This window comes from Citrobacter sp. Cpo012 (assembly GCF_030333015.1).
GTDB lineage: Bacteria > Pseudomonadota > Gammaproteobacteria > Enterobacterales > Enterobacteriaceae > Citrobacter > Citrobacter portucalensis.
In genome coordinates this window covers 100,333-122,302 of sequence record NZ_JAOWGR010000041.1, presented here as the reverse complement: position 1 = coordinate 122,302, position 21,970 = coordinate 100,333, and the positions used below count along the sequence as shown (strand labels likewise).

Annotated in this window: 19 protein-coding genes and 1 pseudogene; 13 read left to right on the top strand and 7 right to left on the bottom strand. The window is 53.2% G+C overall.

The features are described from left to right. The first annotated feature begins 19 nt into the window (after positions 1-19). The 4 genes from ugpA to ugpQ are packed head-to-tail and all read left to right on the top strand — an operon-like array spanning position 20 to position 3,562. Positions 20-907, top strand: a complete 888-nt coding sequence (gene ugpA, locus OGX90_RS16775) for a sn-glycerol-3-phosphate ABC transporter permease UgpA (RefSeq protein WP_003837841.1) — start codon at positions 20-22, stop codon at positions 905-907. After that, positions 904-1,749: a sn-glycerol-3-phosphate ABC transporter permease UgpE gene (ugpE, locus tag OGX90_RS16770; protein ID WP_003023450.1), complete on the top strand. Its 846-nt coding sequence runs from the start codon at positions 904-906 to the stop codon at positions 1,747-1,749. Before ugpA ends, ugpE begins: the two co-directional genes overlap by 4 nt. A gap of 2 nt (positions 1,750-1,751) precedes the next feature. Continuing rightward, complete coding sequence (locus OGX90_RS16765; RefSeq protein WP_008786359.1) at positions 1,752-2,822, top strand: sn-glycerol-3-phosphate import ATP-binding protein UgpC; 1,071 nt, start codon at positions 1,752-1,754, stop codon at positions 2,820-2,822. Then, positions 2,819-3,562: a glycerophosphodiester phosphodiesterase gene (ugpQ, locus tag OGX90_RS16760; RefSeq protein WP_286624340.1), complete on the top strand. Its 744-nt coding sequence runs from the start codon at positions 2,819-2,821 to the stop codon at positions 3,560-3,562. Before OGX90_RS16765 ends, ugpQ begins: the two co-directional genes overlap by 4 nt. Here ugpQ and OGX90_RS16755 read toward each other — a convergent pair. After that, positions 3,559-3,999, bottom strand: a complete 441-nt coding sequence (locus OGX90_RS16755) for a DUF2756 family protein (RefSeq protein ID WP_048215386.1) — start codon at positions 3,997-3,999, stop codon at positions 3,559-3,561. The two genes, ugpQ and OGX90_RS16755, sit on opposite strands and share 4 nt — an antisense overlap. A gap of 118 nt (positions 4,000-4,117) precedes the next feature. Here OGX90_RS16755 and ggt point away from each other — a divergent pair, with 118 nt between their 5' ends. Beyond that, entirely contained in the window at positions 4,118-5,863 is a 1,746-nt protein-coding gene (ggt, locus tag OGX90_RS16750) for a gamma-glutamyltransferase (RefSeq protein WP_048215387.1), read from the top strand. Positions 5,864-6,173: 310 nt separating this feature from the next. Here the strand turns inward: ggt and tssD are convergent, their stop codons facing one another. From tssD to yhhY, 3 genes are all read right to left on the bottom strand, one after another. Continuing rightward, positions 6,174-7,313, bottom strand: coding sequence for a type VI secretion system tube protein TssD (gene tssD / locus OGX90_RS16745; RefSeq protein ID WP_286624337.1), 1,140 nt, complete (start codon positions 7,311-7,313; stop codon positions 6,174-6,176). Between the two features lie 268 nt (positions 7,314-7,581). Beyond that, on the bottom strand, positions 7,582-8,466 hold the full coding sequence (locus OGX90_RS16740; protein ID WP_048236954.1) for a hypothetical protein: 885 nt from the start codon (positions 8,464-8,466) through the stop codon (positions 7,582-7,584). Between the two features lie 46 nt (positions 8,467-8,512). Then, positions 8,513-9,001, bottom strand: coding sequence for an N-acetyltransferase (yhhY, locus tag OGX90_RS16735; RefSeq protein ID WP_008786353.1), 489 nt, complete (start codon positions 8,999-9,001; stop codon positions 8,513-8,515). A 471-nt stretch (positions 9,002-9,472) separates the two neighbouring features. Between yhhY and OGX90_RS16730 the strand changes: the two genes are divergently transcribed. From OGX90_RS16730 to gntU, 5 genes are all read left to right on the top strand, one after another. Next, the gene (locus OGX90_RS16730; RefSeq protein WP_071446689.1) at positions 9,473-10,510 is read left to right on the top strand and encodes an oxidoreductase; all 1,038 of its coding nucleotides are present in this window, start codon (positions 9,473-9,475) and stop codon (positions 10,508-10,510) included. A 123-nt stretch (positions 10,511-10,633) separates the two neighbouring features. Next, positions 10,634-11,329, top strand: coding sequence for a quercetin 2,3-dioxygenase (gene yhhW, locus OGX90_RS16725; RefSeq protein ID WP_003023472.1), 696 nt, complete (start codon positions 10,634-10,636; stop codon positions 11,327-11,329). 297 nt (positions 11,330-11,626) lie between these two features. Further along, positions 11,627-12,622, top strand: a complete 996-nt coding sequence (gene gntR, locus OGX90_RS16720) for a gluconate operon transcriptional repressor GntR (RefSeq protein WP_008786351.1) — start codon at positions 11,627-11,629, stop codon at positions 12,620-12,622. Positions 12,623-12,763: 141 nt separating this feature from the next. Further along, on the top strand, positions 12,764-13,294 hold the full coding sequence (gntK, locus tag OGX90_RS16715; RefSeq protein WP_003023475.1) for a gluconokinase: 531 nt from the start codon (positions 12,764-12,766) through the stop codon (positions 13,292-13,294). Further along, positions 13,294-14,634, top strand: coding sequence for a gluconate transporter (gene gntU / locus OGX90_RS16710; protein WP_060682883.1), 1,341 nt, complete (start codon positions 13,294-13,296; stop codon positions 14,632-14,634). The genes gntK and gntU overlap by 1 nt, the downstream gene beginning before the upstream one ends. On the opposite strand, the pseudogene OGX90_RS16705 reads toward gntU, so the two are convergent. From OGX90_RS16705 to yhgN, 3 genes and pseudogenes are all read right to left on the bottom strand, one after another. Continuing rightward, positions 14,557-14,736: pseudogene (locus OGX90_RS16705) on the bottom strand (MarC family protein); the annotation flags it as partial. The gene gntU and the pseudogene OGX90_RS16705 overlap by 78 nt on opposite strands. Then, positions 14,730-15,137: a hypothetical protein gene (locus OGX90_RS16700; protein ID WP_286624441.1), complete on the bottom strand. Its 408-nt coding sequence runs from the start codon at positions 15,135-15,137 to the stop codon at positions 14,730-14,732. The pseudogene OGX90_RS16705 and the gene OGX90_RS16700, both read right to left, overlap by 7 nt. 498 nt (positions 15,138-15,635) lie before the next feature. Then, positions 15,636-16,229 (bottom strand): NAAT family transporter YhgN, encoded by a 594-nt coding sequence (gene yhgN, locus OGX90_RS16695; RefSeq protein WP_003023480.1) that lies wholly within the window; start codon positions 16,227-16,229, stop codon positions 15,636-15,638. A 190-nt stretch (positions 16,230-16,419) separates the two neighbouring features. Here yhgN and asd point away from each other — a divergent pair, with 190 nt between their 5' ends. The 3 genes from asd (at position 16,420) to glgX (ending at position 21,959) form a co-directional block, all read left to right on the top strand. Continuing rightward, positions 16,420-17,526, top strand: a complete 1,107-nt coding sequence (gene asd / locus OGX90_RS16690) for an aspartate-semialdehyde dehydrogenase (RefSeq protein ID WP_286549248.1) — start codon at positions 16,420-16,422, stop codon at positions 17,524-17,526. A 273-nt stretch (positions 17,527-17,799) separates the two neighbouring features. Beyond that, on the top strand, positions 17,800-19,983 hold the full coding sequence (gene glgB, locus OGX90_RS16685; RefSeq protein ID WP_286624334.1) for a 1,4-alpha-glucan branching enzyme: 2,184 nt from the start codon (positions 17,800-17,802) through the stop codon (positions 19,981-19,983). After that, entirely contained in the window at positions 19,983-21,959 is a 1,977-nt protein-coding gene (glgX, locus tag OGX90_RS16680) for a glycogen debranching protein GlgX (protein WP_153687786.1), read from the top strand. The genes glgB and glgX overlap by 1 nt, the downstream gene beginning before the upstream one ends. Positions 21,960-21,970 lie beyond the last annotated feature (11 nt).

Genomic DNA, 21,970 nt, shown 5'->3' with positions numbered 1-21,970 from the left:
TTCCAGGAAAAGAATCTACATGTCTTCATCCCGTCCGGTATTCCGCTCGCGTTGGCTTCCCTATTTATTGGTGGCTCCGCAGCTGGTTATCACCGTTATTTTCTTTATCTGGCCCGCCGGTGAAGCGTTGTGGTACTCGCTACAATCCGTTGATCCGTTTGGTCTTTCCAGCCAGTTTGTCGGACTGGAAAACTTTGTCGCGCTGTTTCATGACCCGTACTACCTCGACTCATTTTGGACCACCATTAAGTTCAGTACGTTAGTCACGGTAAGTGGTCTGCTGGTGTCGTTATTTTTTGCGGCGCTGGTGAATTACGTGGTGCGCGGCAGCCGTTTTTACCAGACGCTGATGCTGTTGCCATACGCCGTCGCGCCCGCCGTCGCCGCCGTATTGTGGATCTTCCTGTTTAACCCAGGTCGCGGGCTGATTACCCATTTTCTCGGTGAGTTTGGCTATGACTGGAACCATGCGCAAAACAGCGGTCAGGCGATGTTCCTGGTGGTGTTCGCGTCGGTCTGGAAGCAGATTAGTTACAACTTCCTGTTCTTCTTTGCCGCACTGCAGTCTATCCCGCGATCGCTGATCGAAGCCGCTGCGATTGATGGCGCAGGGCCGGTTCGCCGCTTCTTTAAGCTGGCGCTGCCGCTGATAGCCCCGGTCAGCTTCTTTCTGCTGGTGGTGAATCTGGTTTATGCCTTCTTTGATACCTTCCCGGTTATTGATGCCGCCACGGCGGGTGGGCCGGTGCAGGCGACGACCACGCTGATTTATAAGATCTACCGTGAAGGGTTTGTCGGGTTGGATCTGGCTTCTTCCGCCGCACAATCGGTGGTGCTGATGTTCCTGGTCATTATTTTGACGGTGGTGCAGTTCCGCTATGTGGAAAGTAAGGTGCGTTACCAATGATTGAGAACCGTCGTGGGCTGACAATATTCAGCCATGCCATGTTGATTATGGGGATCATGGTGATCCTGTTTCCGCTGTACGTCGCGTTTGTCGCGGCGACGCTGGACAACAAAGCGGTGTTTGAAACGCCGATGACGCTGGTTCCCGGCACGCAGTTGCTGGAGAACATGAAATACATCTGGGTCAACGGTGTGGGCGTCAACAGCGCGCCGTTCTGGTTGATGATGCTTAACAGTTTCATCATGGCGTTCAGTATTACGGTAGGGAAAATCACCGTCTCCATGCTCTCCGCATTCGCCATCGTCTGGTTCCGTTTTCCGCTGCGCAACCTGTTCTTCTGGATGATTTTTATCACCCTGATGCTGCCGGTTGAGGTGCGAATCTTCCCCACCGTGGAGGTTATCGCCAACCTGAAAATGCTCGACAGCTATGCGGGTCTGACGCTGCCGTTGATGGCATCGGCGACTGCGACCTTCCTGTTCCGACAGTTCTTTATGACCCTGCCGGATGAGCTGGTTGAGGCCGCGCGAATTGACGGTGCGTCACCGATGCGTTTTTTCCGCGATATCGTACTACCACTGTCAAAAACCAATCTGGCGGCGCTGTTCGTTATCACCTTTATCTACGGCTGGAACCAGTATTTGTGGCCGTTGTTAATTATTACCGACGTCAATTTGGGCACTGCGGTGGCGGGTATCAAAGGCATGATTGCCACTGGTGAAGGCACCACCCAATGGAATCAGGTAATGGCAGCCATGCTGCTGACGCTTATCCCTCCGGTAATCATCGTGTTAGCCATGCAGCGTGCCTTCGTACGCGGTCTGGTCGATAGTGAGAAATAAAAATGGCTGGTTTAAAACTACAGGCAGTAACCAAAAGCTGGGACGGCAAAACCCAGGTGATTAAACCGCTGACGCTGGACGTCGCGGACGGGGAATTTATCGTGATGGTTGGCCCATCCGGCTGCGGAAAGTCTACGCTGCTGCGGATGGTGGCTGGGCTGGAGCGGGTGAGCGGTGGCGATATCTGGATTGATAATAAACGCGTCACCGAGATGGAGCCGAAGGATCGCGGCATTGCGATGGTCTTTCAAAACTACGCGCTCTACCCGCATATGAGCGTGGAAGAAAACATGGCCTGGGGGCTGAAAATCCGCGGGATGGGCAAGGAGCACATTGCTGAACGGGTAAATGAGGCGGCGCGTATTCTCGAGCTGGGTGAGCTGCTCAAACGTCGTCCGCGCGAACTTTCTGGCGGTCAGCGCCAGCGCGTAGCGATGGGGCGAGCGATTGTGCGTGACCCAGCGGTATTCCTGTTCGATGAGCCGCTTTCTAACCTCGATGCCAAGCTGCGCGTGCAGATGCGTCTGGAGTTACAACATCTGCATCGCCGCCTGAAAACCACTTCGCTATACGTGACGCACGACCAGGTTGAAGCGATGACCCTTGCCCAACGGGTGATGGTGATGAACAAAGGCATTGCCGAGCAGATAGGTACACCGGTTGAGGTGTATGAAAAGCCTGCCAGCCGCTTTGTGGCGAGTTTTATCGGCAGCCCGGCGATGAACCTGCTGGACGGGTGCATCAGTACCTCGGGCACCCATTTTGAACTGGAGGGCGGCATGACGCTACCCATCGGCAGAAGCGCGAGAGAGTCTATTGGGCGTAAAATGACGTTGGGTATCCGCCCAGAGCATATTGCGCTAAGCTCGCAGGCCGAAGGCGGCGTGCCGTTGGTTGTTGATACACTGGAAATGCTGGGCGCAGATAACCTGGCACACGGACGCTGGGGCGAGCAAAAGCTGGTGGTGCGACTGGCGCATCAGCATCGCCCAACGGCAGGCAGCACGCTGTGGCTGCATCTGCCGGAAAATCATCTGCATCTTTTTGATGGCGAAACAGGACAACGCGTATGAGTAACTGGCCTTACCCCCATATTGTCGCCCATCGTGGCGGCGGTAAGCTGGCCCCGGAAAACACCCTGGCGGCGATCGACGTGGGGGCGCGATACGGGCATACCATGATCGAGTTTGACGCTAAATTGTCGAAAGACGGTGAGATCTTCTTACTGCATGATGACAACCTGGAGCGAACCAGCAACGGCTGGGGCGTGGCAGGCGAGCTGAACTGGCAGGATTTATTGCGCGTGGACGCCGGCGGCTGGTTTAGCGGTGAGTTTAAAGGTGAACCGCTGCCGCTGCTCTCGCAAGTGGCCGAGCGCTGCCGTCAGCACGGTATGATGGCGAATATTGAAATTAAACCCACAACCGGCACCGGAACGTTAACTGGCAAAGTCGTGGCGCTGGCCGCGCGGGAGCTGTGGGCGGGAATGACGCCGCCACTATTGTCATCCTTTGAAATTGATGCACTTGAAGCGGCGCAGCTGGCGGTACCTGAACTGCCGAGAGGCTTGCTGCTTGATGAATGGCGCGAGGACTGGCGCGAGCTGACCATGCGGCTTGGCTGCGTCTCTATTCATCTTAATCACAAACTGCTGGATGAAGCGCGTGTGGATGCGCTGCGTGATGCGGGGCTACGTATTCTGGTATATACCGTCAACCGACCCCAGCGCGCGGCGGAACTGCTGCGCTGGGGCGTGGACTGCATCTGTACCGATGCCATTGATACGATTGGTCCGGATTTCCAACCTTTTTAAGGCCCAATCGTTTTTAACGGAACGTTAGGCTGCGGCGTGCTGGAGGGCTTCAGCATGTCGCCGTTCTTTTTCTCTGACAGCATATGTTGCTTATTCAGAGAGCTGTCCGGGTTACGGGTTCCACTCAACATCCCACCGTTGCTGTTGGGCAGCATTTGCTGCTGGCTGGGATTCAACTCGCCTGGCTGAGACTGAAGGACCCGCTGGGAGTTGGTGTTAATTTGGTTTTCCAGATGCTGTTGCTGCATACGCGTCTGCGTTTGCAACTGTTGGTTGAGCATCCCTTTCTGCTGAATTTGCTGCGTTTGCATTTGGGTTTGCATACGCTGCTGACTCGGGATCTGATAACCGGGTTGGTTCGGGTTATTCATGGTGTTGATGGGCTGTGCAAAGCCTGCAAACGGCAACAGCATGGCTAAAAGTAAGAGTCGTTTCATCGCTTTTCTCCTCTCGGGGATCTCTTAAGTTTACTCCTTTCTCGCCGTTACGATGATTATTTCAGAGTTATGCACCAGGCTTAGTGGGGGCCGACCCCCATACATCTGGAGAATAACGATGATAAAACCGACGTTTTTACGCCGGGTAGCCATTGCTGCTCTGCTCTCAGGAAGTTGTTTTAGCGTTGCTGCCGCGCCGGCTGCGCCACCGCCGGTATCTTACGGAGTCGAGGAAGATGTGTTCCATCCCGTACGCGCTAAGCACGGAATGGTGGCCTCTGTGGATGCTTTAGCTACCCAGGTTGGTGTGGACATTCTTAAACAGGGTGGGAATGCCGTTGATGCCGCCGTGGCCGTTGGCTATGCGCTGGCGGTGACGCATCCCCAGGCGGGCAATCTGGGCGGCGGTGGTTTTATGCTGCTGCGTACCAAAGACGGTAACACTACCGCGATCGATTTTCGTGAAATGGCGCCTGCTGGCGCGACCCGTGACATGTTCCTCGATGAGCAGGGCAACGCCGATGCGAAAAAGTCACTGACGTCGCATCTGGCATCCGGTACGCCGGGTACAGTGGCGGGTTTCTCGCTGGCGCTGGAGAAATACGGCACGATGCCGCTGAACAAAGTGGTGCGCCCGGCGATGAAGCTGGCGGAAGAGGGCTTTGTGGTTAATGACGCGCTGGCCGACGATCTGAAAACCTATGGCAGCGAGGTGCTCCCTAATCACGAGAACAGCAAAGCCATTTTCTGGAAGGACGGCGAGCCGCTGAAAAAGGGCGATAAGCTGGTGCAAAAGAATCTGGCGAAAAGTCTGGAAATGATTGCCGAGAATGGTCCGGATGCGTTTTATAAAGGGGCGATTGCAGATCAGATAGCCGGGGAAATGCAGAAGAACGGCGGGCTGATGACCAAAGAGGATTTAGCCAGCTATAAAGCCGTGGAGCGCACGCCGATCAGCGGTGACTATCGCGGGTATCAGGTCTTCTCCATGCCGCCGCCGTCCTCTGGCGGTATTCACATCGTGCAGATCCTCAATATTCTCGAAAACTTCGATATGAAGAAGTACGGGTTTGGCAGCGCCGATGCTATGCAGGTTATGGCTGAAGCGGAGAAATATGCTTACGCCGACCGTTCAGAATATCTGGGCGACCCGGATTTTGTGAAAGTGCCGTGGCAAGCGCTGACCAACAAAGCTTATGCTAAAACGCTTGCCGATCAGATTGATATCAACAAGGCTAAGCCCTCCAGCCAGATCAAACCTGGCAAGCTCGCCCCGTATGAAAGCAACCAGACTACGCACTTCTCGGTAGTGGATAAAGACGGCAATGCCGTGGCGGTAACGTATACCCTGAATACCACCTTCGGGACCGGCATCGTGGCGGGTAACACCGGTATTCTGCTGAATAACGAAATGGATGATTTCTCCGCTAAGCCAGGCGTGCCGAACGTTTATGGACTGGTGGGCGGTGATGCCAACGCGGTTGGACCGAAGAAGCGTCCGCTGTCGTCGATGTCGCCGACTATCGTGGTAAAAGACGGGAAAACCTGGCTGGTTACCGGCAGCCCAGGTGGAAGCCGAATCATCACTACCGTACTGCAAATGGTTGTCAACAGCATTGATTTTGGGATGAACGTCGCCGAAGCGACCAACGCACCGCGCTTCCATCATCAATGGTTGCCGGATGAACTGCGCATCGAGAAGGGCTTCAGCCCGGATACAATCAAGCTGCTGGAGCAAAAAGGACAGAAAGTAGCGCTGAAAGAGGCGATGGGCAGCACGCAGAGCATTATGGTTGGACCGGATGGCGCACTGTATGGTGCTTCTGACCCGCGTTCCGTGGATGACTTAACGGCGGGGTACTAAGGATGACGGCCCTCTTCGATGGGAGAGGGCTTGACAAATATTTTTTACTATAGTGAATGGTCTTGGTGATACCGGTCAATTTCGATTAGCAACTTATGGCCTTGGGCGGATACGCGATAATAATCCATTCCTGAGGGGGTTCTTGCTACTATATCGACTAAACCCGCTTTGGATAGGTTATTTATGAGCCTAACTACGTTACCAACTCCATCCATTCTCCTACTGGTCATTGCGCGATCAAGATTATACCAGGTCCAATTTACGTCATCTCTGGAAGCTAATAATTTCAATATGTTAAGTTCAGTATCGTTTACCATGATGGTGCATCCGGGTGATAAAGGTCATTACCAGTTATTCTATAATCTTCGAGTGTTGATGTATGCGTGTTATTCCATAGATCATAAGCCTCTTGGTTATCGCTTGGCCTGCCAGTTTCCCAACCTAAATTGCAATAACGTTGATACTCTCGACATTCATGAGTGTAGTAGTTTAAATCCACTTGTTCTGGTAACAATTCACCGTTCGCTATCTTTTTTAAACGGCTTACCATAAATTCATTACCAGGATCTGGATCGAAGCGAGATATGTGTTTTTCTACAATTGCAATTCCTTCATGGGTAATATTTACGCCTTCAGTTGTAAGATGTTCAACAGGGCCTCCCGCTTTATCTGGATCAAATGGCCTTGATGTATAAGTTCCTTTCGCTCCAAACTGCTCCAGTTCTTCTAATTCAGGAAATTTCATCCTTCCCATAGTTAAGCCTGCAGCTACTGAAGCACCAAGAATCAGCAATCCTTTGTTATCCATAACCTGCTCGTAACCCGCAGGAGCATCGCCACCCAGCTTTTTCGCCGTTTCCCTGAAACTGTCGATATTGCCGTTGTAGATCCCTCCGGCAGCAAGCAATCTGCCAACCCCTTTGCTGTTTAACGTTTTGAGGCCGTTGTCTGCGGGGGTTTTTGGTCGGGGGATAAACAGGCGGTTGTAGTTTTCGGGCAACGCCAGGTAGCTGAACTCAGTGTTGGCAATAAGATGTTTGCAGAGGATATATTCATAGTTGATGGTTATTGTTTCTGTGTCTAAATTATTCTCGATGAATTGGTGTTGAATGGCTGATAGAAATGCTCCCCGCAGTTGAATATAATAATATTTCTCCCATCTACCGAACCTATTGATGCGGTAGAAATAAAACTCCATATACAACTGCTCGTTGTTGTTAATAGCGTTTACAAACAATGGGGTGCTTTTATCTATCAGTTTGCAAAATTGCAGTCCGTGAAAATGTGAACCTCTGCCAGTACTGGTTATACTATTAGAGAGCGAAAAAGCAAAAATCTCGTCTTCGTGCCCTGATTGCCAGCGGTTACCCACAGATGCAACGGTTCCACATCCGTCAGAAATAGCACCCTGCTGCTGCCCTGAAACCATCAGATAGACGATATCACTCATGACATCCATATCCTTTTATTACTTACTGTCATAAAAACGGTAAATTGATTTTTGTTTTTATTACGCTTTCTGATGGCGTTCGTATATAGCAGAAATAAAACGTTTCACTTTAAATGAATTTTCTTGAGGGGAATCTGAATATAAATAGCTAAGGGCGTAATTTTTATTTATTTTATAATGGAGGATTATTGATGGGATTTTTATTGATGTTTATTAATCCATATCAACGGCCTACAGCGTTCTGAACGATGTAGGCCTGACCGGTAGGTTATGGCGCATATCGCTGCAGTGATTCGGACCAGCGGAATATTTGGCTGCTTTTATCCTGTAGGCTAACGCGCTCTAAGTCATAAAATCCGTGCGTCTTTGCCGAGCGCATTTTGAGAATGTACTTACTTTCGCTGATGTCGTGCTGCCTTGTGCCGTCTTTATTCCAGTCTCCAGCAATGTCCGAATAGTAATAAACAAGGTCAGAAAACACGTTGATTATCTTGCTGTCTTTGATGGTGTAGAGTTCCAGCACTTCATAAAATGCGCCGCCGCCGGAATACGCATCAGAGTATCCACCCCGCACCCCGAATGCCAGGGTATCGGGTGCTATCCGGTACGGTGCCAGATCCAGCTTTGTATAATAAGCCAGCGGTCTGACGGACTCATCATCGCTCTCTTTTTCAGCGGCTTTATTCCACTCTGAGAGCTGGTTTAACGGTTTTTCCGAGCGTGCAATCGGCGTTAGCTGTGGATTCTGCCAGGAAAAAACGCCGAGATATAATTTATTAGCGCGCCCGTTGCTGTAGTTTTCCGGGCAGGTGTTATCCGCGTATTTTTTTGCTTGCTCGGCGTCAGCCTTATTATCGGCAAAACAAGCAATGCCAATATATTTACCGTCTTTTCCCCAAGATTTAGCACCGGTCAGGATCAGGTTGTCAGGATCTTCATTCGGTGCAACCCAGGCAATCCACTGCTTTTCAGATAAGCCCTGAGGAAGCTCACCAAATCCTTTCGCAGGGGTTGCTCCTGCCATTTGCTCAGCAAAAATCTGTTTACCTTCAGGATGTTGGATGGCACTGGCTACGGAATCGAGATTTTGTACGGTAGTGGCAAAAGCAGGGGAGAGCGAGGCCAGCAAAACCAGGGGAAGAAACTTTTTCACTATTGCGTCCTTTCAATAAGCAGGGCGATAAGGCTCGCCCTTAAATTTATTTCACGCGCGCCATAAAGTAGGCATCAACATACTCACCGTTGCGCAGGCCGTATTTCTTACCGGTGCCTTCGATTTCAAAGCCGTACTTCTTATAGACTGCTACAGCAGGCTCATTATCAACAAATACTGTCAGCTCAATGCGCTCGACGCGCAGCCAGTTGTCGCACATGTCGATCATCGTACGAATCAGCGCGCTGGCAACGCCACGATTGTGCCACCTGCCATCCACGCAGATACCAAAATCGGCCACGTGGCTGCGGCGCGGGCGCTGCGCGACCTCAATACAGAGGTGCCCCACGACGATATCATCAATGCAGGCAACCAGCTGTTTGACACCGGCTTGCTCGGTTAGCCGCGCTTGCCACATTTCGAGAGAAGGATGAGGAACCTGTAGCGTGTTGTGGTACACCTCCGGCTGGGCGTGGATCTGACGAATTGCGTCGTAATCTTTCGGTTCAGCGTGGCGTATCACTATCTCACTCATTCCTTATCTCCTGCAGGGTTAATTGTGCATTTACACTCGCTGAGAAAGAAAAATCCGTCAACTGCATTTTTTTGCAAAAAGAAGTAGACAAGTGCGAATGAGAATGATTATTATTGCTCTGCGTTCAGGGGAACCCCTACGGAGAACCTGAAAGCACGACATTGCTCACATTGCTTCCAGTATTACTTTAGCCAGCTTTTGCTGGCTTTTTTTTTTGGCTGGGTTTCGGGCTAGTTTGCTTGCCAGCTTAATCCCGGGCTGTGCTCGCAATCCTCACGTACTCTGTGTACGCTCCGGTTGCTGCGCGCAGGCCGTGAATAATCTGCCTACGCCACTTACGCCCGATCTTTTGGCTGTATAATGCGGTAGGCCGGATAAGGCAACGCCGCATCCGGCACGATGACAGGATGGATTCAGTCTCCAGCCGCTTTGCGCTATGGTGTAGACAATCACCTTCAAAAGGATCGTCTCATGACCTTACACTGCGCATTTATTGGTTTTGGTAAAAGCACCACCCGCTACCATTTGCCGTACGTCCTAAACCGCAAAAATAGCTGGCACGTCGCGCACATTTTCCGCCGCAACGCCAGGCCGGAAGAGCAGGCGCCGCAGTATTCGCATATTCACTTCACCAGCGACCTCGACGAGATCTTAAACGATCCGCAGGTGAAACTGGTGATCGTCTGTACCCATGCTGATAGCCATTTTGAATATGCTAAACGCGCGCTGGAAGCGGGTAAAAATGTGCTGGTTGAGAAACCCTTCACGCCGACGCTTGCGCAAGCAAAAGAGCTGTTCGAACTGGCGCGAAGCAAAGGACTGACCGTTACGCCGTATCAGAATCGCCGTTTTGACTCCTGCTTCCTCACCGCGAAAAAAGCCATTGAGAGCGGCAAGCTCGGCAAGATTGTTGAGGTTGAAAGCCATTTCGATTACTACCGTCCTGAAGCAGAAACCAAGCCGGGACTGCCGCAGGACGGCGCGTTTTATGGTCTGGGCGTACACACCATGGATCAGATTATCTCGCTGTTCGGACGTCCCGATCATGTGGCCTATGACATCCGCAGCCTGCGCAACAAAGCGAACCCGGACGATACCTTTGAAGCGCAGCTGTTTTACGGCGACCTGAAAGCCATTGTTAAAACCAGTCATCTGGTGAAAATCGACTATCCGAAGTTTATCGTCCATGGCACCAAAGGCTCGTTTGTGAAGTACGGCATCGACCAGCAGGAAACCAGCCTGAAGGCCAATATCATGCCGGGTGAGCCAGGTTTCGCTGCTGATGATTCCATTGGGATGCTAGAGTACGTCAACGATGACGGCATCACGGTAAAAGAAGAGGTAAAGCCGGAAGTGGGGGATTACGGTCGCGTGTATGACGCGCTGTACCAGACGCTGACCACCGGTACGCCTAATTACGTCAAGGAATCTGAAGTTCTTACCAACCTGGAGATCCTCGAACGCGCCTTTGAACAGGCAACGCCTGCCACGATAACCCTCGCCAAATAGCCTGCACAGACTCCTCTGGGCTTGTTCATATTTTTTGAACAGAGGAGTCAATTTTCACCCTCTATGATCCCAGACGGATTGAGTCCACACTTACTCCATCGAAAACATCTGGGGGTGAACACAATGATCTACTTACGCAAAGCTAACGACCGTGGCCACGCTAATCATGGCTGGCTTGATTCATGGCATACCTTCTCTTTTGCCAACTACTATGACCCGAACTTTATGGGGTTCTCGGCACTGCGCGTGATTAACGATGACGTGATCGATGCAGGTCAGGGATTTGGTACTCACCCCCATAAAGACATGGAAATCCTGACTTACGTGCTGGAAGGCGCGGTAGAGCATCAGGACAGCATGGGCAATAAAGAGCAGGTTCCGGCCGGTGAGTTTCAGATTATGAGCGCCGGGACGGGGATCCGTCACTCGGAGTACAACCCGAGCAATACTGAGAAGCTGCATCTGTATCAGATCTGGATCATGCCGCAGGAGAACGGTATTACACCGCGCTATGAACAGCGTCGTTTCGATGCCGCTCAGGGTAAACAACTGGTGCTGTCGCCGGATGCCCGTGATGGTTCACTGAAAGTGTACCAGGATATGGAGCTGTACCGTTGGGCACTGGTCAAAGATGAGCAGTCGGTGCATCAGATTGCCGCGGAACGCCGCGTTTGGATCCAGGTGGTAAAAGGCAACGTGACGATTAACGGCACCAAAGCGACCACCAGCGACGGTCTGGCAATCTGGGATGAACAGGCAATTTCTATTCATGCCGACAGCGACAGTGAAGTGTTACTGTTTGACCTGCCGCCAGTCTAAAAATACACGTCATCCTTCAAGCCGCATCTGTGTTGGCTTTATTACTCGGCCCATCCATAGGCCTCGCCCCTTCGGGGCCGCTGTATGCAGCGTTCAAATCTGCTCCCGGCAGATTTGTCGCTCACCCCGGTCGCGTACTTAATGTACGCTCCCGGGGATTCACTGCGTCGCCGCCTTGATGCAACTCGAATGATTTTGTGTATTTATCACAATAAAAACTCCTTTTTTTCTCTGCAAAGGTTCACGCACGTCCGTGGTAAACTGGGGGAATCTATCCCTTTTTAACGCTTCAGGACGATGAAAAAGAAAAGACCCGTACTTCAGGATGTAGCCGACCGCGTGGGCGTGACCAAAATGACGGTCAGTCGCTTTTTGCGTAACCCGGAGCAGGTCTCCGTGGCGCTGCGGGGCAAAATTGCCGCTGCACTTGATGAGCTGGGTTATATTCCCAATCGCGCTCCTGATATCCTTTCTAACGCTACCAGCCGCGCTATCGGCGTGCTGTTACCGTCTCTCACTAACCAGGTTTTTGCTGAAGTGCTACGCGGCATTGAGGCCGTCACCGACGCCCATGGTTATCAAACGATGCTCGCGCACTACGGCTATAAGCCTGAGATGGAACAAGAGCGCCTGGAATCGATGCTGTCGTGGAATATCGATGGCCTGATCCTCACCGAACGTAGCCACACGCCCCGCACGCTGAAAATGATTGAAGTTGCCGGTATCCCGGTGGTTGAGCTGATGGACAGCCAGTCTCCGTGTCTGGATATCGCCGTCGGTTTCGACAACTTCGAAGCCGCGCGTCAGATGACTGCCGCTATTATCGCCCGCGGGCACCGTCATGTAGCCTATCTTGGCGCTCGTCTTGATGAACGTACTATCATCAAACAGAGAGGCTACGAGCAGGCAATGCGCGATGCCAACCTGGTGCCGTACAGCGTGATGGTGGAACAGTCTTCTTCCTACTCCTCCGGTATTGAACTCATCCGTCAGGCGCGGCGCGAATACCCGCAGCTCGACGGCGTTTTCTGTACCAACGATGACCTGGCGGTAGGGGCGGCTTTCGAATGCCAGCGTTTAGGGCTGAAAATCCCGGATGACATGGCTATTGCCGGATTCCACGGTCACGACATCGGGCAGGTGATGGAGCCGCGTCTGGCGAGTGTGCTCACGCCACGTGAACGGATGGGCAGCATTGGCGCAGAACGCCTGCTGGCGCGCATTCGTGGTGAAGCAGTCACGCCTAAAATGTTAGATTTAGGTTTCACCTTGTCACCGGGCGGATCTATTTAAGCCAACAAGTTTGAAGTAGCTCACACTTATACACTTCGAGCACGAATGGATATTGCTTCTCAATTTATCCGGCTGGACAATGTTACCGATAACAGTTACCCGTAACAATTTCCTGATTCTTGTACCAGTGGGGGCAACGCTTTGAGCACGACTAATCATGATCACCACGTTTACGTTCTGATGGGCGTATCGGGCAGCGGTAAATCTGCTGTCGCCAGCGAAGTGGCGCATCAACTGCAGGCCGCGTTTCTTGATGGCGATTTTCTCCATCCGCGCAGCAACATCATGAAAATGGCTTCCGGTGAGCCACTCAACGATGACGACCGTAAACCGTGGCTACAGGCGCTGAATGACGCCGCTTTTGCGATGCAGCGTACCAACAAGGTTTCGCTGATCGTCTGTTCTGCCTTGAAAAAAGTCTACCGCGACCAGTTGCGCGACGGTAACCCGAACCTCTCATTCATTTATCTGAAAGGGGATTTTGACGTTATCGAAAGCCGTCTGAAGGCGCGTAAAGGCCACTTCTTCAAAACGCAGATGCTGGTTACCCAGTTTGAAGCGCTGGAAGAACCGGGTGCGAATGAAAACGATGTACTGGTGGTCGATATCGATCAACCACTGGACGGTGTGGTCGCCAGCACCATTGAGGTTATTAACCAAGGCAGTAAGTAGTGAGCACATTAACGCTTGTTTTAACAGCAGTAGGGTCCGTTTTATTACTGCTGTTTTTAGTGATGAAGGCGCGTATGCACGCCTTCGTTGCTTTGATGGTGGTATCCATTGGTGCAGGTCTCTTTTCCGGTATGCCGCTCGATAAAATCGCGGCGACCATGGAAAAAGGGATGGGAGGCACGCTCGGTTTCCTGGCGATTGTGGTGGCGCTGGGGGCGATGTTCGGCAAGATTTTGCATGAGACCGGCGCGGTCGATCAGATTGCCGTCAAAATGCTGAAATCCTTCGGTCATAGCCGCGCACATTACGCGATTGGCCTGGCCGGTCTGATTTGCGCGCTGCCGCTGTTCTTTGAGGTGGCGATTGTGCTGCTGATTAGCGTAGCGTTCTCAATGGCGCGCCATACCGGTACTAACCTGGTTAAGTTGGTCATTCCGCTGTTTGCGGGCGTGGCGGCTGCCGCAGCGTTCCTGCTGCCGGGGCCTGCGCCGATGCTGCTGGCCTCTCAGATGCACGCCGACTTTGGCTGGATGATCCTGATTGGCCTGTGCGCCGCGATCCCGGGCATGATTATCGCCGGGCCGCTGTGGGGTAACTTCATCAGCCGTTACGTTGAGCTGCACGTACCGGAAGACATTTCCGAGCCGCATCTGGGCGAAGGCAAAATGCCCTCCTTTGGCTTCAGCTTATCGCTTATCCTGCTGCCGCTGGTGCTGGTTGGTCTGAAAACCATCGCCGCACGCTTTGTTCCGGTCGGTTCTTCAACCTACGAATGGTTCGAGTTTATCGGTCATCCGTTTACCGCGATTCTGGTTGCCTGTCTGGTGGCGATTTACGGTCTGGCGGTGCGCCAGGGCATGCCAAAAGACCGCGTGATGGAAATCTGCGGCCATGCGCTGCAGCCAGCGGGGATTATTCTGCTGGTGATTGGTGCGGGCGGCGTGTTCAAACAGGTACTGGTAGATTCCGGCGTTGGCCCTGCACTGGGCGAAGCGTTAACCGGTATGGGCTTGCCGATCGCTATCACCTGCTTCGTGCTGGCGGCGGCGGTGCGTATCATTCAGGGGTCCGCGACAGTGGCCTGCTTAACGGCGGTCGGTCTGGTGATGCCGGTGATTGAGCAACTGAACTACTCCGGTGCCCAGATGGCGGCGCTGTCTATCTGTATCGCGGGCGGCTCTATCGTGGTCAGCCACGTTAACGACGCCGGTTTCTGGTTGTTCGGTAAATTTACCGGCGCGACCGAAGCGCAAACGCTGAAGACCTGGACTATGATGGAAACCATCCTCGGTACGGTCGGCGCGATTGTCGGTATGATTGCCTTCCAGCTGTTGAGCTGATGGCATTGCCCGGTGGCGCTAGCGCTTACCGGGCCTGGAAACGAGCACATATCGACACCGTAGGCCGGGTAAGGCAAAGCCGCCACCCGGCTTTTTTACAGCACCATCACACCATCCTCGGTTTTCAACCAACGCGGCGCTTTTAACGTATCGGCGAAATAGCCTACCAAATCCTGCAGTAAATCGCCCGCCACGCGTTCCATCTCGTCAGACAGCGTTTTGCTCATCAGTAAATGCGTCAAAAGCTGGCAGTAACGCCCCATCTGATCTGGTTCGGGTTCAAAGAGGGGAGAGCGGGTCGGTAAGGTTTCTACCGGCAGGCTGGCCTGTAGATGCTGCGGTACAGGTTCCGTTAAGGTTGGTTGTAGTAGTGCCAGACAGGCCGACAGGCGCGCACAAATCGCCAGTTTTTCAACAGGGTCATGACATTCAACAAGCCCTTCGACAAAACGCTCACAGTTATCTGCCAGCTCGGTGAAGTCCGTGACATGGCTAAAGGGCAGGGTAAATAAAGAGTGTTAAAAGAGAGGGGTAGTAGCCATAGGGCAGCCTCCGATGAGTGATTTTCATCCACCACTGGAGAGGCTAATCTCACTGGAGGTGGAGCCGAACAGGGTTAGCCTTACCGGCCTCATCGGATACCGGCGCGTCTTGCGACGCCCCCGCCCGGTCCACCATTTGAGTGTACCTAAGCGTGCGACACAAAAATACTTGCGTCACCGATGAAGGAGTTCAGAAGGCTAATTCTGGCACCTGATTTTGCAGGTGCAGCGAGAAGATAATGCTTATCCGTGATGCTGACAAGAGGGCATTCCGGAAGGCGCTTCGCAGAAATGAAAATACGCTTTTTCAGAGACTTAAATGATTGAGGTGTTTCTCACAAACACATTCACGGCGCTGATTGCCCGGTGGCGCTAGCGCTTACCGGGCCTACAAACGAGCACATATCAACACCGTAGGCCGGGTAAGGCGAAGCCGACACCCGGCGTAAAGTGAGTGCGTTACCCCTTCATCCACATCCGCACGCCGTCGAGGAACATCTGGGTTGCCATCATCACCAGAATTAGCCCCATCAGGCGCTCCAGCGCGTTAACCCCTTTCTCGCCCAGCAGACGTAAAAACAGCGAAGACTGCAGCAAAATCACGAATGTACCGCCCCAGGCGATCAGCAGCGCAATCACCAGATGCCCCATCTGGTTTGGGTACTGATGCGACAACAGCATTAATGAGGCCAGGATTGTCGGACCGGCGACCAGCGGAATCGCCAGCGGTACGATAAATGGCTCTTCACCAGCCGGAAGCCCGGTGCTATTCCCGGTGGCGCTGGGGAAAATCATCTTAATGGCGATCAGGAACAAAATGATGCCCCCGGAGATCGATACGGTTTCTGCACGCAGGTTAAGAAATGCCAGAATTTTCTCGCCCGCAAACAGGAATATCAGCATCACCAACAGCGCAATGAACAGCTCGCGAATCATAATCGCGCGACGGCGTTTTGGTTCGGTATGTTTCAATACGGACATGAAAATGGGCAGATTTCCGAGCGGATCCATAATCAGGATCAATAAAACTGCCGCTGAAATGATTTCATTCATAACTCAAATTCCCTGATAATTACCGCGGACTTTCTGCTTGCTTGCGCAGCGGGATAAGTCGCATTACTGATGGCTTCGCTATCATTGATTAATTTCACTTGCGACTTTGGCTGCTTTTTGTATGGTGAAGGATAGGCCAGTAGGATACTGGTTAGCATACACAGCACACATCTCTGCAGGAAAAAACGCTATGAAAAATGTTGGTTTTATCGGCTGGCGCGGTATGGTCGGCTCTGTTCTCATGCAACGCATGGTTGAGGAGCGTGACTTCGACGCCATTCGCCCTGTTTTCTTTTCTACTTCCCAGCTCGGGCAGGTGGCACCGACGTTCGGTGGCACCGCGACCGGCACACTTCAGGACGCTTTTGATCTGGATGCGCTGAAGGCGCTCGATATCATCGTGACCTGTCAGGGCGGCGATTATACCAACGAAATCTATCCAAAGCTTCGTGAAAGCGGTTGGCAGGGTTACTGGATTGACGCAGCCTCTTCGCTGCGTATGAAAGACGATGCCATCATTATTCTCGATCCGGTTAACCAGGATGTCATCACCGACGGCCTGAACAAAGGCATTAAGACCTTTGTCGGCGGCAACTGTACCGTTAGCCTTATGCTGATGTCCCTCGGTGGCCTGTTTGCCAATGACCTGGTTGACTGGGTTTCCGTGGCGACCTATCAGGCGGCTTCCGGCGGCGGCGCGCGCCATATGCGTGAACTGCTGTCTCAGATGGGTCATCTGTATGGCCATGTGGCCGAGGAACTGGCGACCCCTTCCTCTGCTATTCTCGACATCGAACGTAAAGTGACGACCCTGTCCCGCAGCGGCGAACTGCCGGTTGATAACTTTGGCGTACCGCTGGCCGGTAGCCTGATTCCGTGGATCGACAAACAGCTCGATAACGGTCAGAGCCGTGAAGAGTGGAAGGGACAGGCGGAAACCAACAAAATTCTCAACACGTCTTCCGTGATCCCGGTTGATGGCCTGTGCGTGCGCGTCGGTGCGCTGCGCTGCCACAGCCAGGCGTTCACCATTAAACTGAAAAAAGATGTGTCTATTCCGACCGTGGAAGAACTGCTGGCGGCGCACAATCCGTGGGCCAAAGTTGTACCAAACGATCGGGATATCACCATGCGTGAGTTAACCCCGGCGGCCGTTACCGGCACGCTGACCACGCCAGTAGGCCGTCTGCGTAAGCTGAACATGGGACCGGAGTTCCTGTCAGCCTTTACCGTGGGCGACCAGTTGCTGTGGGGTGCTGCGGAGCCATTGCGCCGTATGCTGCGCCAATTGGCGTAATAGTTTGTTAACGATCAAGGGGTGAGGAATCACCCCTTTTTTTGCGTAATACAGGAGTAAGCGCAGATGTTTCATTTTTTACCAGGAGTAAGATAAAGCATTGGCTATTCTTTAAGGGTGACTTAGTACCGGAGGTATTAAGTTGTTGCCTGAAGGTGGGACGACGCAGAGAGGATGCACAATTGTGCTGCGCCGTTCAGGTCAAAAAAAGTGTCACTACCTGATGTCGAAAATCAGTTGGAAGGGGTGACGCCATAAAACAGGATGACAACCATGTCCGTTCGTATCGATAGAGACGTGATTAATGCGCTAATTGCAGGCCATTTTGCGGATCCTTTTTCCGTACTCGGTATGCACCAAACTGATGCTGGACTTGAAGTCCGCGCCCTATTACCTGACGCCACCGAAGTGTGGGTAATCGAACCCAAAACCGGACGCAAAGTCGGCAAGCTGGATTGCCTCGACTCTCGCGGTTTTTTCTGTGCAGTACTTCCCCGCCGTAAAAATTTCTTTCGCTATCAGCTGGCCGTTGTCTGGCATGGACAGCAGAATCTGATTGATGACCCTTATCGTTTTGGCCCGCTGATCCAGGATATGGATGCCTGGCTGTTATCTGAAGGTACGCATCTGCGACCTTACGAAACGCTGGGTGCGCATGCGGATACCATGGATGGCGTAACCGGTACGCGCTTCTCAGTCTGGGCGCCTAACGCTCAACGCGTGTCAGTGGTTGGGCAGTTCAACTACTGGGATGGTCGTCGCCACCCAATGCGCCTGCGCAAAGAAAGCGGTATCTGGGAGCTGTTTATCCCCGGCGCGCAGCATGGTCAGCTGTATAAATACGAGATGATCGATGCGAACGGTAAGCTGCGAATCAAAGCGGACCCTTACGCCTTCGAAGCGCAAATGCGCCCGGAAACCGCGTCGCTTATCTGTGGTCTGCCGGAAAAAGTAGTGCAAAGCGAGGCGCGCAAAAAAGCCAACCAGTTTGATGCACCGATCTCTATCTATGAAGTTCACTTGGGGTCATGGCGTCGTCATACCGATAACAACTTCTGGCTGAGCTACCGCGAGCTGGCGGATCAGTTGGTGCCGTACGCCAAATGGATGGGCTTTACCCACCTCGAACTGTTGCCGATTAACGAGCATCCGTTCGACGGTAGCTGGGGCTACCAGCCTACCGGCATGTATGCGCCGACCCGTCGCTTCGGGACGCGCGATGATTTCCGCTATTTCGTGAATGCCGCGCATCAGGCGGGGCTGAACGTCATTCTCGACTGGGTGCCGGGCCACTTCCCGTCGGACGACTTTGGTTTGGCTGAGTTTGATGGCACCAACCTGTATGAGCACAGCGACCCGCGCGAAGGGTATCACCAGGACTGGAACACGCTGATCTACAACTATGGTCGCCGTGAAGTCAGCAACTACCTGGTGGGCAACGCCCTGTACTGGATTGAACGCTTTGGTATTGACGCGTTGCGCGTGGATGCCGTGGCGTCGATGATTTATCGCGACTACAGCCGCAAAGAAGGGGAATGGATCCCAAACGAATTTGGTGGTCGTGAAAACCTCGAAGCCATTGAATTTTTGCGCAATACCAACCGCATTCTTGGCGAGCAGGTGCCTGGTGCTGTGAGTATGGCGGAAGAGTCCACCGACTTTGCCGGCGTTTCAAGACCACAGGATATGGGCGGTTTAGGGTTCTGGTATAAGTGGAACCTCGGCTGGATGCACGACACGCTGGACTACATGAAGCTGGACCCGATTCATCGTCAGTACCATCACGACAAGCTGACCTTCGGCATGCTGTACAACTACACCGAAAACTTTGTCCTGCCGCTGTCGCATGATGAAGTGGTACACAGTAAAAAATCCATTCTCGACCGCATGCCGGGAGACGCATGGCAGAAGTTTGCCAACCTGCGCGCCTATTACGGCTGGATGTGGGCCTTCCCGGGCAAAAAGCTGCTGTTTATGGGCAACGAGTTTGCGCAGGGACGTGAATGGAACCATGACGCCAGCCTCGACTGGCACCTGCTGGAAGGTGGCGATAACTGGCACCACGGCGTACAGCGTCTGGTGCGCGATCTGAACCACACCTACCGTCATCACAAAGCGCTGCACGAGCTCGACTTTGACGCCTATGGCTTTGAGTGGCTGGTGGTAGATGACAACGAACGTTCGGTGCTGGCTTTCGTGCGTCGTGACAAGGTCGGCAATGAAATCATCGTGGTCAGTAACTTTACGCCTGTGCCCCGCCACGGCTATCGCTTCGGTATCAATCAGCCAGGCAAATGGCGTGAGATCCTCAATACCGACTCGATGCATTACCACGGTAGCAATACCGGCAACGGCGGTGCGGTGCACAGCGATGAAATCGCCAGCCATGGTCGTCAGCACTCACTGAGCCTCACGTTACCGCCGTTGGCAACGATCTGGCTGGTCAGGGAGGGGTAATGACGCAACTGGCAACCGGCAACGCCACCCCCCATGGTGCAACGTATGACGGCCATGGTGTCAATTTCACACTCTTCTCGGCCCACGCTGAACGCGTTGAATTATGCGTATTCGATGAGCAAGGGTGCGAACTTCGCTATGACCTGCCGGGGCGTAGCGGTGATGTCTGGCACGGCTATCTGGCCAACGCCCGGCCCGGTCTGCGCTATGGCTATCGTGTTCATGGCCCATGGCAACCGCAGCAGGGCCACCGGTTTAATCCGGCCAAGCTGCTGCTTGACCCTTGCGCCCGTCGGGTGGATGGCGAGTTAAAAGATAACCCGCTGCTGCACGGTGGGCTAAATGAACCGGATCATCATGATAATGCCACCATCGCGCTGAAGGGCGTGGTGGTATCCGATCATTATGACTGGGAGGATGATACCCCGCCGCGCACGCCGTGGGGCAATACCGTGATTTACGAAGCGCATGTCAAAGGGTTGACGTATTTGCATCCTGAGCTGCCGGAAGAGATTCGCGGAACCTACAAAGCGCTGGGCCATCCAGTGATGATCGATTACTTCAAGCGCCTCGGCATTACCGCGCTGGAGCTGCTGCCGGTGGCGCATTTTGCCAGCGAACCACGGCTTCAGCGGCTGGGGCTGTCGAACTATTGGGGCTACAACCCGGTAGCGATGTTTGCACTGCATCCGGCCTATGCCTGTTCGCCGGAGAGTGCGCTTGATGAGTTTCGCGACGCGGTAAAAGCGCTGCACAAAGCGGGGATTGAGGTCATTCTCGATATCGTTTTGAACCACAGCGCCGAGCTGGATCTCGAAGGCCCCGTCTTCTCGCTGCGCGGAATTGATAACCGTAGCTATTATTGGATCAGGGACGATGGTGATTACTACAACTGGACCGGTTGTGGGAACACCCTCAATCTGAGCCATCCGGGCGTTGTGGAATACGCATGTGAATGCCTGCGCTACTGGGTTGAAACCTGCCATGTGGATGGTTTTCGTTTTGATTTGGCTTCCGTCATGGGGCGTACACCTGCGTTTCGTCAGGATGCGCCACTGTTTACCGCGATCCAAAACTGTCCGCTACTCTCACGCGTTAAGCTGATTGCGGAACCGTGGGATATTGGTGAAGGCGGGTATCAGGTGGGGAATTTCCCCCCGCCGTTTGCCGAGTGGAATGACCATTTCCGCGATGCGACCCGACGCTTCTGGCTCCAGCGTAATCTCTCGTTGGGTGAGTTTGCCGGGCGTTTTGCCGCATCAAGCGACGTGTTTAAACGCGATGGTCGCAAACCCAGCGCGACGGTCAATCTGGTGACTGCGCACGACGGTTTTACGCTACGCGACTGTGTGTGCTTCACAAATAAGCACAATGAAGCGAATGGTGAGGAAAATCGCGACGGCACTAGCAATAACTACAGCGACAATCATGGTAAAGAAGGATTAGGCGGCACGCTGGACCTGATTGAGCGGCGGCGCGACAGCATTCATGCGCTGTTATCCACGCTGTTGCTCTCCCAGGGGACGCCGATGTTGCTGGCGGGCGATGAGCATGGTCATAGCCAGCACGGCAACAATAACGCTTACTGCCAGGATAACGCCCTGACCTGGCTGGACTGGCAGCAGGCAAACAGCGGACTAACCACATTTACCGCTGCCCTGATCCATCTTCGCCAGCAAATTCCTGCACTGACGGGTGATCGCTGGTGGGAAGAGGGCGATGGCAATGTTCGTTGGCTGAATAAGTACGCACAACCCTTAAGTGCGGATGAGTGGCAAAACGGCCCGAGGCAGATGCAAATCCTGCTTTCAGACCGTTTTTTGATTGCAATAAATGCCACGCTTGAGGTGACAGATATCGTTTTACCTGAAGGGGAATGGTGCGCCGTTCCCCCATTTGCCGGAGAGGATAATCCGGTGCTTACGGCTGTCTGGCAGGGACCTGCGCACGGACTGTGTGTGTTCCAGAGAAGATAAAAAAGGAGTTA

Excerpts from the sequence above, each read along its gene's own strand:
- ggt (WP_048215387.1), top strand. The coding sequence starts at position 4,118 with ATGATAAAACCGACGTTTTTACGCCGGGTAGCCATTGCTGCTCTGCTC.
- glgB (WP_286624334.1), top strand. The coding sequence starts at position 17,800 with ATGTCCGTTCGTATCGATAGAGACGTGATTAATGCGCTAATTGCAGGC.
- tssD (WP_286624337.1), bottom strand. The coding sequence starts at position 7,313 with ATGAGTGATATCGTCTATCTGATGGTTTCAGGGCAGCAGCAGGGTGCT.
- OGX90_RS16755 (WP_048215386.1), bottom strand. The coding sequence starts at position 3,999 with ATGAAACGACTCTTACTTTTAGCCATGCTGTTGCCGTTTGCAGGCTTT.
- gntR (WP_008786351.1), top strand. The coding sequence starts at position 11,627 with ATGAAAAAGAAAAGACCCGTACTTCAGGATGTAGCCGACCGCGTGGGC.
- yhgN (WP_003023480.1), bottom strand. The coding sequence starts at position 16,229 with ATGAATGAAATCATTTCAGCGGCAGTTTTATTGATCCTGATTATGGAT.
- glgX (WP_153687786.1), top strand. The coding sequence starts at position 19,983 with ATGACGCAACTGGCAACCGGCAACGCCACCCCCCATGGTGCAACGTAT.
- ugpE (WP_003023450.1), top strand. The coding sequence starts at position 904 with ATGATTGAGAACCGTCGTGGGCTGACAATATTCAGCCATGCCATGTTG.
- OGX90_RS16765 (WP_008786359.1), top strand. The coding sequence starts at position 1,752 with ATGGCTGGTTTAAAACTACAGGCAGTAACCAAAAGCTGGGACGGCAAA.
- OGX90_RS16730 (WP_071446689.1), top strand. The coding sequence starts at position 9,473 with ATGACCTTACACTGCGCATTTATTGGTTTTGGTAAAAGCACCACCCGC.
- ugpQ (WP_286624340.1), top strand. The coding sequence starts at position 2,819 with ATGAGTAACTGGCCTTACCCCCATATTGTCGCCCATCGTGGCGGCGGT.
- yhhW (WP_003023472.1), top strand. The coding sequence starts at position 10,634 with ATGATCTACTTACGCAAAGCTAACGACCGTGGCCACGCTAATCATGGC.
- ugpA (WP_003837841.1), top strand. The coding sequence starts at position 20 with ATGTCTTCATCCCGTCCGGTATTCCGCTCGCGTTGGCTTCCCTATTTA.
- yhhY (WP_008786353.1), bottom strand. The coding sequence starts at position 9,001 with ATGAGTGAGATAGTGATACGCCACGCTGAACCGAAAGATTACGACGCA.
- asd (WP_286549248.1), top strand. The coding sequence starts at position 16,420 with ATGAAAAATGTTGGTTTTATCGGCTGGCGCGGTATGGTCGGCTCTGTT.